The organism is Clostridium sardiniense (assembly GCF_050584765.1).
Classification (GTDB): Bacteria; Bacillota; Clostridia; order Clostridiales; family Clostridiaceae; genus Clostridium; species Clostridium sardiniense_A.
This window is the reverse complement of sequence record NZ_JBNOOR010000002.1, coordinates 94,447-108,924: the sequence shown is the minus strand read 5'-3', so window position 1 is coordinate 108,924 and position 14,478 is coordinate 94,447. Positions and strand designations below refer to the sequence as shown.

The 14,478-nt window shown below is 26.4% G+C and carries 12 protein-coding genes; 10 read left to right on the top strand and 2 right to left on the bottom strand.

What is annotated here, in order from left to right:
- Window positions 1-70: 70 nt before the first annotated feature.
- The 5 genes from ACQPUW_RS10225 to asrC all read left to right on the top strand — a co-directional run bounded on the left by ACQPUW_RS10225 (window position 71) and on the right by asrC (window position 6,460).
- Window positions 71-2,428: an ATP-binding protein gene (locus ACQPUW_RS10225; RefSeq protein ID WP_430837392.1), complete on the top strand. Its 2,358-nt coding sequence runs from the start codon at window positions 71-73 to the stop codon at window positions 2,426-2,428.
- 230 nt (window positions 2,429-2,658) lie between these two features.
- Entirely contained in the window at window positions 2,659-3,366 is a 708-nt protein-coding gene (locus tag ACQPUW_RS10220; protein ID WP_430837391.1) for a nitrite reductase, read from the top strand.
- Window positions 3,367-3,569: 203 nt separating this feature from the next.
- Window positions 3,570-4,610 carry an anaerobic sulfite reductase subunit AsrA gene (asrA, locus tag ACQPUW_RS10215; protein ID WP_430837390.1) on the top strand — a complete coding sequence of 347 codons (1,041 nt, stop codon included), beginning with the start codon at window positions 3,570-3,572 and terminating at the stop codon, window positions 4,608-4,610.
- Window positions 4,603-5,397, top strand: coding sequence for an anaerobic sulfite reductase subunit AsrB (gene asrB, locus ACQPUW_RS10210; protein ID WP_430837389.1), 795 nt, complete (start codon window positions 4,603-4,605; stop codon window positions 5,395-5,397). Before asrA ends, asrB begins: the two co-directional genes overlap by 8 nt.
- A gap of 13 nt (window positions 5,398-5,410) precedes the next feature.
- Window positions 5,411-6,460, top strand: a complete 1,050-nt coding sequence (gene asrC, locus ACQPUW_RS10205; RefSeq protein WP_430837388.1) for a sulfite reductase subunit C — start codon at window positions 5,411-5,413, stop codon at window positions 6,458-6,460.
- A gap of 312 nt (window positions 6,461-6,772) precedes the next feature.
- On the opposite strand, the gene ACQPUW_RS10200 is transcribed toward asrC, so the two are convergent.
- Entirely contained in the window at window positions 6,773-7,438 is a 666-nt protein-coding gene (locus ACQPUW_RS10200) for a hypothetical protein (protein WP_430837387.1), read from the bottom strand.
- 203 nt (window positions 7,439-7,641) lie between these two features.
- Here ACQPUW_RS10200 and ACQPUW_RS10195 point away from each other — a divergent pair, with 203 nt between their 5' ends.
- The 4 genes from ACQPUW_RS10195 (at window position 7,642) to ACQPUW_RS10180 (ending at window position 13,008) form a co-directional block, all read left to right on the top strand.
- Window positions 7,642-8,415: an ABC transporter ATP-binding protein gene (locus ACQPUW_RS10195; protein ID WP_430837386.1), complete on the top strand. Its 774-nt coding sequence runs from the start codon at window positions 7,642-7,644 to the stop codon at window positions 8,413-8,415.
- 1 nt (window position 8,416) lies between these two features.
- Window positions 8,417-10,237 (top strand): ABC transporter permease, encoded by a 1,821-nt coding sequence (locus tag ACQPUW_RS10190; protein WP_430837385.1) that lies wholly within the window; start codon window positions 8,417-8,419, stop codon window positions 10,235-10,237.
- 159 nt (window positions 10,238-10,396) lie between these two features.
- A complete protein-coding gene (locus ACQPUW_RS10185) occupies window positions 10,397-12,274 on the top strand; it encodes an FUSC family protein (protein ID WP_430837384.1) in 1,878 nt (625 codons plus the stop codon).
- 170 nt (window positions 12,275-12,444) lie between these two features.
- Window positions 12,445-13,008, top strand: a complete 564-nt coding sequence (locus ACQPUW_RS10180) for a beta-class carbonic anhydrase (RefSeq protein ID WP_430837383.1) — start codon at window positions 12,445-12,447, stop codon at window positions 13,006-13,008.
- Between the two features lie 52 nt (window positions 13,009-13,060).
- Here ACQPUW_RS10180 and ACQPUW_RS10175 read toward each other — a convergent pair whose 3' ends face one another.
- Complete coding sequence (locus tag ACQPUW_RS10175; RefSeq protein ID WP_430837382.1) at window positions 13,061-13,474, bottom strand: hypothetical protein; 414 nt, start codon at window positions 13,472-13,474, stop codon at window positions 13,061-13,063.
- A gap of 251 nt (window positions 13,475-13,725) precedes the next feature.
- On the opposite strand from ACQPUW_RS10175, the gene ACQPUW_RS10170 reads away from it, so the two are divergent.
- The gene (locus ACQPUW_RS10170) at window positions 13,726-14,427 is read left to right on the top strand and encodes a response regulator transcription factor (RefSeq protein WP_430837381.1); all 702 of its coding nucleotides are present in this window, start codon (window positions 13,726-13,728) and stop codon (window positions 14,425-14,427) included.
- The last annotated feature ends 51 nt before the right edge of the window (window positions 14,428-14,478 follow it).

Here is a 14,478-nt window from a genome sequence, read left to right as displayed (position 1 = left end):
ATTACACAAAAAGATACAAATTAGTAACAAAAGATGTTATTATAAAGGTGATTTGGTATGGAGGGGAAAAATGTTATATTTAGCTAATAAAGAGAAAAATTTGTTGAGAGAAAAGAAGATTATAACATTGGTTTTAGCGATAATTTTTGTTGCAAGTGTAATAATATTTCTATATATATTTAAAGATTTATTATATAAGAGAGATATTCTGGTTAGTAATAAAACAGTATACTCATATGGGGTAGTACAACTAAATTTAATAATTGGAATTATGGCATACATAAGCTCCTTGATTTACTATTTTAGTAATAAAAAGTATAATTTCTTTGTAATATCTTTATTTTATTTGAATTTATTTATAAGTTCATTAATGGGGTTAAATAATGATGTTGTCAATCATTCATTTATTCAAATAATTAATCCAGCATTTAGATTATTTCTTTTAACTAGAGTAATAAGCAAAAATAAGGCTTTTTTTATAGAGAATGAAATTAAAAGTAGCATAATAGTCTCTATATTAACTATTATATTTTCAATATTAGATATTAAAATAAGTAAGTTACTTATGAGCGATGAGACATTAGGTTATCTAAATATAATTGTACCTATAATTATAATAATTATAATTATAGGATATATAATATCTAATATATTATTAGCTAAAAAAAGCCTAAAAGAAGTTGAAATAGTATATACTTGTGTAATTGCAAGTATGTGTTTATTAATTTTAAGAGGAATGTATTTTTTATATTCTGCTAGATATCCAAGCATACATTATATTCAAGAAAATTACTATTCGCTAACTTACTTAACTACGATAGCAAATATAGTAATTATATCGGGATTATTTATAGAGATAATAAAAGAAATAAATAGAAACAAAAGATTAGAAAATGAATTAAATATATTTTATTATATAACAGAATTTGATTACACAAATAATATTTTGTTATTTGATAGTGAGTGGAAGGTAGCTTATGCAAATAAAACAATAATAAATAATTATTGTAGTGAAAGTGAGATAGAGTATCAATACAAAGAATTAAATAAAATATTTTGTAAATATGCAGAAGAGCTTAATTTTACTGATGTATATAAAAGCATAAAAGATATTGGGTTCTGGAAAGGGAATATTATATTAAAAGAACTAGATAAAGTTATGGACGTGTATATAAAGCAAATTGTATATAATAAAGAAGTATATTTTTTTATAGCCTTTAATGATATAACTAAAGAATATAAATTAACAGAAGAATTAAGAAAGAAAGAAGAGCTTTTAAGAACAATAAATGATAATATACAAGATATTATTATTGGATTATCTGCTGATGGTTCTATAGAATATGCAAATAAAGCTGCAATAAGAACTTTTAAATATAGGTATGATGACTTAATTAATAAAAATTATAGTGAATTAGTTTCTTCATATGATAAAGATAATATATTTAAAGAAGTAAATAGAAGGTTTAACTGCATAGGAATTGATTCTAGAGATAATGCGATAGAGCTTCAGTCTATATGTAGAAATATAAGTGAGGATAATGAGTTAGATGTAAAGAATATAATAATTTCTAAGGATTTAACTCAAAAAAATAAATATGATAAATTAAACGATAAGTATAATGAAATAAAGGCATATGAGAAGTCTAAAAATGAGTTTTTTGCAAATTTATCACATGAACTTCGAACACCAATAAATATAATATATTCAACGCTGCAGCTACTTGATGGAATGGAAAATAGTGATGTAAATGCTTTTAAGGAGTACTATATAAAATATAAAAAGGTATTAAAATTGAACTGTTATAGAATGCTTAGACTTGTTAATAATCTTATTGATGTTACAAAGTTTGAGGTTGGATCAGTTGAAGGAGAGTTCGTAAATTTAAATATAGTGGATCTTATTGAAAGTGTTACTTTATCTGTATTATCCTATGCTAAGATAAAAAACATAAATATAATTTTTGATACAGATATTGAGGAATTAATCATAAAGTGTGATGCAGAAAAAATAGAAAGAATAATGTTAAATTTACTTTCTAATTCTATAAAATTTACTGATGAGAATAAAACTATTTTTGTAAATATAACATCAAATGATGAGTGGGTAGATATAAAGGTAAGAGATGAGGGAAGAGGAATTCCAGAGACTATGAAAAATCTTATTTTTAAAAGATTTGTACAAGTTGATAAATCGTTAAATAGAAAGACTGAAGGAAGTGGCATTGGACTTAGCATTGTTAAATCATTAGTTGAAATACATGATGGAAATATATTAGTAGAGAGTGAAGTTAACAAAGGAACTACATTTAATATATTTTTACCTAATGTTAAATTAGACAATGAAGAGATTGTAATAATACCTTCCTTTAACTCAGGTATGCAAAAAGTTGAATTAGAATTATCAGATATATATGAGCTGTATTAATAGTTTATATATAAAGATTATTAAATGAAGTTAGGTAAACGCTAAATTTACCTAACTTTATTTTTATTTATAATAGCTATATAAATAATATTAGTATAGTATATAGAAATTCACTTATATAAACATATAGGTAAATTTTATTATTAATATAAAAAAACTATATATTACTTATATAAATTTGAATTGTATAATTAAGTTAAGAATTATAGTATTACGAAGGAGAAGTTAATATGAGTAATAATTTAACGGTTGAAGAAAAAGCATTACTTAAAGCAAGAGGAATAATAGCTCAAAAACAAGATGGGTATTTTACTATAAGATTTTTAAGTAAAGTTGGATATTTTAAAGCTAATGAAATGATAGAGCTAGCAAATTTATCTGAAGAATATGGAAATGGGGAGCTCAGTCTTACAAGTAGATTAACTTTAGAGATTCCGTATATAAAGGCAAAAGATATAGAGAAAGTGATTAAAGAAGCAAAAGAGAAGAAACTCAGAATTGGAGGAGGAGGCCCGAGTGTTAGGGCTGTAATTGCATGTAAAGGGTCTGTTTGTACACATGGTCTTATAGATACAAATAAACTTGCTATTGAAATAGAGGATAGATTCTTTGGAAGAATACTTCCAGGAAAATTTAAAATTGGAGTATTCGGATGTGTAAATAGTTATGGAAAGGCTCAAAGTAATGATTTATCAATACTTCCAGTTAGAAACTTATCAAACTTAGAGGTAGAATATATGATATTTTTAGGTGGTAGACTTGGAAGACAAGCAAGATTAGCTTTACCTATGAAAAGAAGATTTAAAGAAAATGAATTAATTGAAGTAGTAGAAAAAGTAATAAGCTACTATGAAAAAAACGCAAGCACAAAAGAGAGATTTGCAGAAGTTATAGATAGAATTGGTCTTGCGAAAGTTGAAAGTGAAATAATTAAATAGAGAATATAGAAAACTATCAAATTTTTAGGTTGAAGAATTTGATAGTTTTTTTATAAAATTCTCTAATAGGTTTTTACTTATCATTATTATAAAAAATAAGGATTGGAATTATAAGCATCACGGTAGTATTATCAAAGTATAAGATTGTCAAAAAAAAGACAATTGTGTGTTTAGATTAAATAAGATAGTTCGGAGGGAAAAATATGGGATACAAGTTAGAATTCCAAAAAGTTAATGATTTGTTTGAAAAATTAAAAAAAGAGTACAAAATTTATGCACCAAAAAGATTTGAAAAACAAGGAAGGTATTCAGATACTGATATAATTCGTTACGCAGAAGTAAACTCAGTAGAAGAAATAGTTTATAAGGAAAAATCTACATATCCTGTAAAAGAAGTAATAACGCCAATAAATCAAACTTTATACTATTTTACAGAAGATGAATTTAGAGAAAGCAAAAATCCGCATAATAAAAAAATATTAATATTTGCAAGACCTTGTGATATTAACGCTCAAGAAAGACAAGATAAAATATATCTTGAAAATGGTAATTTTGAAGATGTGTTTTATAAGAGAGTGAGAGATAAGGTTAAATTTGTATGTATGGAATGTGTTGAAGGTTGGGATACATGTTTCTGTACAACTATGGGAAGTAATAAAACAGATAATTATAGCTTAGCAGTTAGATTTTTAGAAGATGCTATTTTATTTAATGTAAATGATGAAGAATTTAAAGATTACTTTAAAGATGAAAAACAAGAAGAATTTATACTTGAGTTTATAAAAGAAAATAAAGCAAAAGTAACACTACCAGATATAAAAGATAAAGAAGTTATTGAAAAGCTAAAGAAACATCCAATGTGGGAAGAATACAACAAGAGATGCATAGGATGTGGAAGTTGTACATTAGCTTGTAGTACTTGTACATGCTTTACAACTAGAGATATTGTATACAATGAAAATGCAAATGTTGGAGAAAGAAGAAGGGTACAAGCTTCATGTCATGTAGATGGGTTTGATGAAATGGCTGGAGGACATAAATTTAGAAATACTTTAGGAGACAAAATGAGATATAAAGTACTTCATAAGATTCATGATTATAAAGAAAAATTTGGAAACAGCCATATGTGTGTTGGTTGTGGAAGATGTACAGATAGATGTCCTGAAAATATATCAATTACAGCAACAATAAATAAAGTTACAAAAGCAGTTAATGAAATTTGTGGAGGTAATGATAATGAGTAATAATGTATTAACACCAAAACCATGTAAAATTATTAGCATAAATAAAGAAAGCAATTCAGAATATACATTTAGAGTAGAAACTGATATTGTTCCAGAACATGGGCAATTTTTACAATTATCAATACCTAAAATAGGAGAAGCTCCAATATCAGTTAGTGGATTTGGAGATGGGTATCTAGATTTCACAATACGTGCAGTTGGTAAAGTTACAGACGCTATCTTTAATTTACAGCCAGGAGACACTCTATTTTTAAGAGGGGCTTATGGAGTAGGCTGGCCAATAGAAAAGTTTAAAAATAAAAATATTGTTATAGTTGCTGGTGGTACAGGAGTTGCACCAGTTAGAAGTATGATAAATAAATTCTACAATACTCCAAGCTATGTTAAGAGCTTAAACTTAATATTCGGATTTAAAGATGAAAGTGGAATATTATTTAAAAATGAATTGGAGCTATGGAAAGAAGCATTTAATACTATCTATACTTTAGATTCAGGAGTTAAAAAGGATTGGGAAACTGGTCTGGTTACAACTCACTTAGAAAAACTTCCACTTAATAAATTTGCTGATAACTATGAAGTAGTTATAGTTGGACCTCCAATAATGATGCACTTTACAGCATTAGGATTCTTAAAACTTGGAGTTCCTGAAGAAAAAATATGGGTATCATTTGAAAGAAAGATGTCATGTGCCGTTGGTAAATGTGGACATTGCAGAATAGATGAAACTTATGTTTGTCTTGAAGGACCTGTATTTAATTATACTAAAGCGAAAGCATTATTAGATTAGAGGAGTGTTATATATGAATCATGATATAGATATTAAAAAAGTAAGAATTAATTGTTATCGTCAATCTAAAGTACCTGGCGAATTCATGCTTCAAATGCGTATTCCAGGAGGAACGGTAAATGCTAAATATTTAACTACTGTTCAAGAGATAGCAGAAACATGGGGAAATGGTACTTTCCACGTTGGTATGAGACAAACTTTTAATATTCCAGGAATAAAGTATGAAAATATAGAAGCAGTAAATGCATATATTGAAAATTACTTAAAAGAAGTTGAAGTAGATGAATGTAACTGTGATATGGAAGTCGATAAAAATGGTTATCCAACAATAGGTGCTAGAAATGTTATGGCATGTATTGGTAATACACATTGTATAAAAGCAAATGTTAATACAAAGGAATTAGCTACAAAAATTGAAAAGCTAGTATTCCCCTCACATTATCATATAAAGGTATCAGTTTCAGGATGCCCAAATGACTGTGGTAAAGGACATTTCCAAGATTTTGGTGTTATAGGACAGGCCAGAATGGAATATCATCCAGAAAGATGTATTGGATGTGGAGCTTGTGTTAGAGCATGTGAACATCATGCAACTAGAGTATTAAGCATGAATAAGAATGGAACTGTAGATAAAGATCCTTGTTGTTGTGTAGGTTGTGGAGAATGTGTTCTTGCATGTCCAGCAAGTGCATGGACTAGAAAGCCAGAAAAGTTCTACAGAATAGTTATTGGAGGAAGATCAGGAAAGCAAACTCCAAGAATGGGTAAGACATTCATTAACTTTGCAACAGAGGAAGTTGTACTTGGAATATTCGGAAATTGGCAAAAGTTCTCTGCATGGGCTTTGGATTATAAACCGGAATATTTACATGGTGGACATTTAATAGACAGAGCAGGATATCATAAGTTTAAGGAAATAATTTTAGACGGAGTAAAATTAAATCCAGAAGCTTTAGTTGCTGATAATATATTCTGGGCAGAAACAGAATATAGATCAAACTTTAATGTTAGACCAATTAGTCAACATAAGACTATAGATACAAGTAGAGAAATTAGAGAATAATTTTATTAGTATACTAGACTATATTACTTAAGTAATATAGTCTTTTTTTCATATAAATTAATATACTTGTATTACTTTAAATGGTAAAATTGAGATTGATGGGAAAATGTAAGGGAGGGAATTTTATGAATAGTATGATTTTATTAATACAATTATTAGTAATGTTAACAGTGTGGGGAATTGGGATATATGCACTTATTTTAGTTATTAAGGCATTAAGAATATATATAAAGAAAAATCAATAAGTATACAATAAAGAATATATAGTCAATAAGATAAGATGGCATACCATCTTATCTTATTTTATTATTTTTAATAAACATTAGATTGTTTTCTTTTAGGCTTTTTAGGCTTTTTAGGATTATAGGTAAGTAAAAAAATATTAATATCGGTGGTATCTAATGTGAACTCCCTAGAAAGTTTAAAGCCATAGCTTCTATATAAGTTAACCATTTCTTCAGTTTCAGTCTCAACAATAAGTGGAGCCTGTTTATCATAAGATTCCTTAGTTAAATAATCTAACATATCTCTTAAAAAACTATCCTTGTTATCCTTATTAGATGAAGCAATACTAGATATAAATATATAACTATTTTTAAAATTAATATAATCTTTCACTTTAAGTAACGTATCTTTTGCTTTAATTAATCTACTTATTGTCTCAGCTATATCAATATTTAAAGTGGCTTTTAGTATATTAGGGAGAGCGCTAACTAAAGATTCATAATAAATACTATTTTTTTTATCAAAATTAACTAAAGAAAAAGTACCTTCCATATCAATTGATGTTACATATGTAACTCCAATATCTTTATAAAGTTTAAGGAGTCTATCAAAAATAAGAGGAAGAACTATATTTTTATCATATTCATTAGGAAATATATAGCTAACAACAGGAGATGAGGAAAATTCTTTCGAAAGTATAGAGGAAAGTTCGGAAATCATACTATCATTTATTTTAATAAATTTATCTGTCAATAAAATCACTCCAATCTTAATGTTAGTTTTGGTTATAATATAAGATTTTAGTCATTTCAAATTAACTTAAACTACGGAATAGACTGTATCTAAAGAGAATGATTACAAAACTGTAAGATAAGTGAAAGATTAATCAATATGTAATAAAAAGTGAAGGTGATAACATGAGATAGAAATGAAAAGCAAAAAAAGGAGGCGTTAAAATGGGGAAACCTGTAGTTGACGTAAGAGATTTAAAAAAAGTATATGGAAAAACAAATGATAATAAATTTTATGCCTTAAATGGTATTTCACTTTCAGTGGAAAAAGGAGAATTTGTTGGAATCATGGGACCATCTGGTTCAGGTAAGACAACTCTTTTAAATATTTTATCTACATTAGATAGTCCGACAAGTGGTGTAGTTAGAATTGATGGGACAGATATAACTCATATGAATGCAGATGCATTATCAGACTTTAGATCACAAAATTTAGGATTTATATTTCAAGATTTTAATCTTTTAGAGAATCTATCACTTTATGAAAATATAGCATTGCCACTATATCTTCAAGGAATGTCATCAAAGAGAATTGGAAAGAGAGTAAACGAAGTTGCAAAAACTTTAGATATTTTAGATATACTAAAAAAATATCCAACAGAGGTGTCAGGTGGACAAAAGCAACGTACAGCAGCTGCAAGAGCACTTGTACATAATCCAGCTATAATATTAGGGGATGAGCCAACAGGAGCACTTGACTCTAAAAATGCAACAAGTATGCTTGAAGCTATGACAAATTTAAATAAAGAGCAAGAAGTATCTATATTAATGGTTACTCATGATGCTTATAGTGCAAGTTATTGCAATAGAATTTTATTTATTAGAGATGGGAAAATCTTTAATGAATTAAAGAAGGAATCAAGTCAAGATGAATTTTATAAAGAAATTTTAGATATAGTAGCTAACATGGATACTACTATAAAGCATGGGGAGGAGTAATATGTTATTAAAACTCTCAATGTCAGGAGTAAAAAGTAAGTTTAAAGATTACTTAGTCTTACTTTTTGGTCTTGTAATGGCAATTTCAATATTTTATATGTTTCAGACACTTGCATTAAATGAGGAATTTGTTAAATCAAATTCTATCATTAATTCAATAATGTCAGTATTTCAAATAGGTTCTGTATTACTTGCTATAATTACAATATTTTATATAATTTATGCAAACTCATTCCTTCTTTTATTAAGGCAAAAAGAATTTGGAATGTACATGATGTTAGGTGCAAAAAAGAAGAAAGTTACACTTATAATGTTTATAGAAACATTAGTAATTGGAGTAGTATCATTAGTTATTGGTATTATAATTGGAGCTGTACTTTCTAAGATAATTAGTTATATGTTAATAACACAACTAAATTTTGAAGGTGGAAAGTACTATCCATTTTATATGCCATCTATATCAATTACATGTATTTTCTTTATAATATTATTTTTAATTGCAGCAATATTTAATTCAATTAAGTTATTTAAATCCTCTGTTCTTCAATTATTACATGCAGAAGATGAATCAGATAATGTAAAAGTCAAACCAATGAATTCAGTGGTTAAAGCTATTTTAGCTATTATACTTTTAGTTATTGGATATGCAGCTATAATTAATATTAAAGTAACTATGATAGCAGGATTATTTATAGGAATGATAACTATAACAGCAGGAACATATTTATTATTTATGGCATTTGTTCCTATACTTATTGATACATTACTTAAAAATAAACATATAAAAGAAAAAGGATTAAATGTATTTACTCTTTCTCAATTAAGTTTCCGTGTAAAAGAACTTACTAAAGTGTTAGCAACTGTTGCAATGTTAATAGCATTATCTGCTGGAGCAATTTCTAGTGGTATGGCATTTAAAAACAACGCAAAATTTATAGCTGAGGAATCTGAGTATTATGATGTAGTTTTAAATAATCCAACATCACAAGAAAATGATATATTAAGCAAATTAGATACTAAAGAAAAATTAGAATATAGGTATAAGAAAGATAAGGAATTTGTATATTATCTTTCAAATGATTTATTAAAGAATAAGCCAATTATATTAGAAAGAGATATGATGGGTAATATCACATATAGTGGTAAAATAAAGTCAGAATTAATTATAAATAATGGTGTTTATGATAAAAGTAAAAAAGATAATCAGTGGTTAAATTTTTTCTATAATATAGAGAATAGATATACTGATTCAGATTTGAAAATAAAAGTAGTTGACGAGAAGAAATTTAATTCAATAAAAGGTAATGTAAATAAAGCTGTTATTGTAAAAACTAATGACTTTATTAAAGACTTAGATAATTTTAAGAAAATAGATGATATTGAAAAATTAAGATATAAGACTAATGATATATTTAGTAAATATGAGTTTTATACTCAATATTATGCAATGACAAGTGGAATGGTCTTTATGGGTCTATTCTTAGGTGTTGCATTCCTTGGTATGATGGCAAGCTGCTTAATGTTTAAAATATTAACAGGGGCATCAAAAGATATTAAACGTTATGAAATGCTTAGAAAAATAGGCGTTCGTAAAAAATTACTAATCAAATCAATATATAAAGAAATATTATTTATATATGCAATTCCAGCCATAGTTGGTATAGCACATGTATTAATAGGTATGCAGATGTTTAAAATATTATTATTACATCCTTACTATCATATATGGATATCATTATCAATATTTGGAGCAATATATTTATTGTATTATTTTATTACAGTTCAATTATATAAAGGTATTGTTCTGCCAAAGAAAAAATAAAGTATTTAAGAGACGAAATTGTTAACAATTTCGTCTTTATTATTTGAAATAATATGAACTTTGTAAAAAATATAATCCTTTTAATTGAAAAGTATATATTTTAGGAGTAAAATTGCTTCTTGTATAAGTTGTACTATACATGGAAAGGGTGTATGAACTATGAATAAAAAGTTAGTTATATCAAAAACTATAATATTTGTATTTATTGTAGCTTTTGTTATTGCTTTTAAAAGTATATTTGGAGATGAGAATACTCTAATAGGTGTAACAACTGCAACAGCAATGCTCATGTTACTACAAAAGGATTTGACTTTATCACCAATTAAAAATACTGCATTGCTGATTATATTAAATGTATGTATAGGATTAGCTGCAACAATTGCCAGCATGAATATGTGGATAGCTATTCCAGTTAATTTTATTATGATGTTTGTTTTAAGTTATTCTTTATGTTATAACCTAAGGAGTCCAGTATATTTACCATTCTCACTTCAGTATCTATTTTTATTAGTAAATCCAGTTAGTGATGATAAACTTCCTATGAGATTTTTATCACTTGTTGTTGGTGCTATTATAATTATGATAGTTCAATTAATAGCTAATAGAGATAATGTACTAAAAAAGGGAAACAAGCTATTAGTAAAAGCTTGTGATGATATGATAGAAAAAATAAAAGATGGTCTTTTAAATAAGAAAGATGAAAACTTAGATGAGAATATAAGGACTAGCTTAGGTGCTTTTAGAAATATTATATATAATAAAAGAGAGCAAAATTTTTATTTAACAGAAGAGAGTAGAATAAAATTAAATATATCAGTGGCTTTAGAGAAAATATCTATATTACTAGAAGAATTAGATTATTCTAATAATGAAAAGATTATATCAGATATAGAAACATCTTTAATAAAATTTAGAGGGTATCTAAATGATGAAAACACTATAAATGATGATGTTATTAATTCAATAAAAAATGATGATGGACAGGATATAGAAGATTTAACTACCCTTAAGATATTAAATAATATTTCGTTTATATATGAAGCATTAGGCGAACTTAAAGAGCTAGGTAAAGATCACTATAATCTAATAAATAAGATAGAAAAAATACCTAATAACTTTAAGTTAAAACATAACATAGAATCTGATTATAAATCAAGATCAGCAAAATTTTCTTATGCAGTACGTATTGCAATAGGTATAACAATAGGTGCATTTATAATGGATTACTTCCATTTTAAAGAGGGAAGATGGATTGTATTTACAGTTTTATCATTAGTAAATCCTATTTATGAAGTATCAAAGACAAAAACAAAGGATAGAATAATTGCTACAATTATTGGTGCTATTATAGTAGAAATACTTTTCTATGTATTTAAAGGTGTTGTAGAGAGAACTTTAATTCTTATGATAAGTGGTTATATAAGCGGATATATGAAAGAGTATAAATATAATATGATATGTGTAACTGTATCTGCAATAGGTTCAGCAGCTATTTTAGGGGATGCTAATACTCTGGCTATAAATAGAATATTATTTGTTATTTTAGGTGCTATACTTGCTATCTTAATAAATAAATTTATACTGCCATATAGCATTAAAAAAGATATAGAGAGTTTAAGACTTATGTATATGAATGTAGTACAAGAAATGATAGATAGTCTTAAAGATGCATATAGAGATAAAAGAGGAGACAAAATGAATAATTTATTCATAGTTACTTCTTTTATAGAAGAAAGATTAAAAGCCAATAACATAAGAAAAGATGATAATATTGCAGAACTTATTATAAATGAGAGGAATTTAGTTTGTAGTATACACGAGTTATATATAAGACTTACTGAATTCAATGGAAATAATAAGGATTTAGAAATTGCATTTAAGGGGCTAAGGGAAGAGCAAGAAAGAGATGGGAAAGAATATGAAAGTAAATTAAAAGATTATATTCATAGCTCTCATAGTTTGGATGAAAAGTTAATACTAAGTAATATAATAGAGGTATATAATGGGGTAAGCAAAATGAAAAGTCTAACATTATAGTAAGGAGAAGATGCAGGATTTATAATTTTGCATCTTTTATTATTTTGTTGCTTTAATATTTTTAATAAGGTAATAAAAGGATTTGAATATTGGAATTTTTAAGAAATATATAATATATAACATGTATATTGTGATATAATATTTAAAAATATAAAGGGTAGGTAATATGTATGAGTAAATTAGATGAGATATTAGAATATAATAAAGCTTTTGTAGAGAATAAAGAATATGAAGAATATATAACATCAAAAAATCCAAAAAAGAAGTTAGTAATATTATCTTGCATGGATACAAGACTTACAGAGTTACTTCCAAAGGCTATGAATCTTAAAAATGGAGATGCAAAGATAATAAAGAATGCAGGTGCAACAGTAATGCAACCTTTTGGTAGTATTTCAAGAAGTATAATAGTAGCTATATATGAATTTTTGGCAGATGAAGTTATTGTAGCAGGGCATTATGGTTGTGGTATGTGCAACTTAGATACTAATAATTTATTAGATAAAATAGAAAATAGAGGTATATCTAAAGAGGTTATAAGCACTATCTCTAATTCAGGAATTAATATAAAGAAATGGTTACATGGATTTGACTCAATAGAAGAATCAATTAAGAATAGTGTAAAAGTTATTAAAAATCATCCACTAATGCCAGAGGGCGTTGTAGTACATGGAATTGCAATTAGTCCTGAGACTGGAAAAATTGATGTAATAGTAAATGGATATGAAAAATAGTATAAGAAAAATTAAACCTAGATAAAATATTTTTATCTAGGTTTAATTTATATCATTTGACTTTAATTATTGCTGATTTAAGTTCAATTAAACCATCATTACTTATAGGAGCTTTTGCAATCCCTTTAATTGCAACAAAAGATCCAACTTTTAGCCCACTTAAATCTTGATTTTTTTGGAGTTTAACTTTTATATTTTTAACCATTCCCTTTATTATTAGCTGATTCTCTTCAGGAATAACCATATTAACTTCACCTGTAATTTCAAATACTTTCCCATTATAGTCACTACCATTATCCTTACTTAGCAATGAACTAAATTCTGTTGATGTCATATAAGTTATATCCTTTGATGTAGAAGAGTTTACTAATTTATCTGGTTTTTGAATTTGCTCAAATACAAAAAATAATCCTATTATTGAAACTAAGAGCCCTATAACTATTGCAACAATCCATGATCTTCTCATAATATTATAAATCCTCCTTTAAAGAAGCATATAAATATAAATTTAACTTTAGGATTATTATTTGCAGATATATAAACAATATATACTATAGGGATTGAAGTTATATAATTATAAGATAAATAGGGTTATAATATTAGTAGTATATTATTTTAATTATATAAGATATACATATTGAAATATATTGTGAAACTTTTTTATAAAGAAAAAATTTGATATTATATTACTAATTATTGAGTAGATGAGGTGTTATTATGGATGAAAATAAAAAAGGAAAAATTTTAATTGTTGAGGATGACTTAGATATAAATGGATTAATATATAGAATATTAACTAAAGAAGGATATGATGTAACACAGGCCTTTTCAGGTTCAGAAGGAAGAATGTGTATAGAACTATATGAATTTGATTTGCTTTTGCTTGATTTAATGCTTCCAGGTATGAGCGGAGAAGAAATTATTGAAAAGGTAAGGAAATCAAAGGATATGCCTATTATAGTAATTTCAGCAAAGACAGGGCAAGATGATAAAATAAATACTCTAGATATAGGTGCAGATGATTTTGTATCAAAACCATTTGATGTAAATGAAATTGTTGCTAGAGTTAATGCACAGCTTAGAAGGTATAAACGTTTTTCAAGTGGTCATAAAGAAGGGAGTAAGATTTTAAAACATAAAAATATAACTTTAAATAAAGAACTTATAGAAGTTAGGGTAAATGATGAGCTTATAGCACTTACAGCAAAAGAATATCTAATACTGGAACTTTTAATGAGTAATACAAATAAAGTTTTTACTAGAGCTAACCTTTTTGAATCAGTTTGGAAGGATGAATTCTTAGGGGATGATAATACTATAAATGTACATATTAGTAATATACGTTCTAAGATTGCTGCTGTAGATAAAGAAAATGATTATATAAAAACTATCTGGGGAATAGGTTTTAAAATGGAATAATTTAATGCTTTCTTAAGATTTTCTTTAATTTATATTGGTGTTTATATCTTA

Excerpts from the sequence above, each read along its gene's own strand:
- ACQPUW_RS10220 (WP_430837391.1), top strand. The coding sequence starts at position 2,659 with ATGAGTAATAATTTAACGGTTGAAGAAAAAGCATTACTTAAAGCAAGA.
- ACQPUW_RS10170 (WP_430837381.1), top strand. The coding sequence starts at position 13,726 with ATGGATGAAAATAAAAAAGGAAAAATTTTAATTGTTGAGGATGACTTA.
- ACQPUW_RS10190 (WP_430837385.1), top strand. The coding sequence starts at position 8,417 with ATGTTATTAAAACTCTCAATGTCAGGAGTAAAAAGTAAGTTTAAAGAT.
- ACQPUW_RS10175 (WP_430837382.1), bottom strand. The coding sequence starts at position 13,474 with ATGAGAAGATCATGGATTGTTGCAATAGTTATAGGGCTCTTAGTTTCA.
- ACQPUW_RS10180 (WP_430837383.1), top strand. The coding sequence starts at position 12,445 with ATGAGTAAATTAGATGAGATATTAGAATATAATAAAGCTTTTGTAGAG.
- asrA (WP_430837390.1), top strand. The coding sequence starts at position 3,570 with ATGGGATACAAGTTAGAATTCCAAAAAGTTAATGATTTGTTTGAAAAA.
- ACQPUW_RS10195 (WP_430837386.1), top strand. The coding sequence starts at position 7,642 with ATGGGGAAACCTGTAGTTGACGTAAGAGATTTAAAAAAAGTATATGGA.
- asrC (WP_430837388.1), top strand. The coding sequence starts at position 5,411 with ATGAATCATGATATAGATATTAAAAAAGTAAGAATTAATTGTTATCGT.
- ACQPUW_RS10185 (WP_430837384.1), top strand. The coding sequence starts at position 10,397 with ATGAATAAAAAGTTAGTTATATCAAAAACTATAATATTTGTATTTATT.
- ACQPUW_RS10225 (WP_430837392.1), top strand. The coding sequence starts at position 71 with ATGTTATATTTAGCTAATAAAGAGAAAAATTTGTTGAGAGAAAAGAAG.
- asrB (WP_430837389.1), top strand. The coding sequence starts at position 4,603 with ATGAGTAATAATGTATTAACACCAAAACCATGTAAAATTATTAGCATA.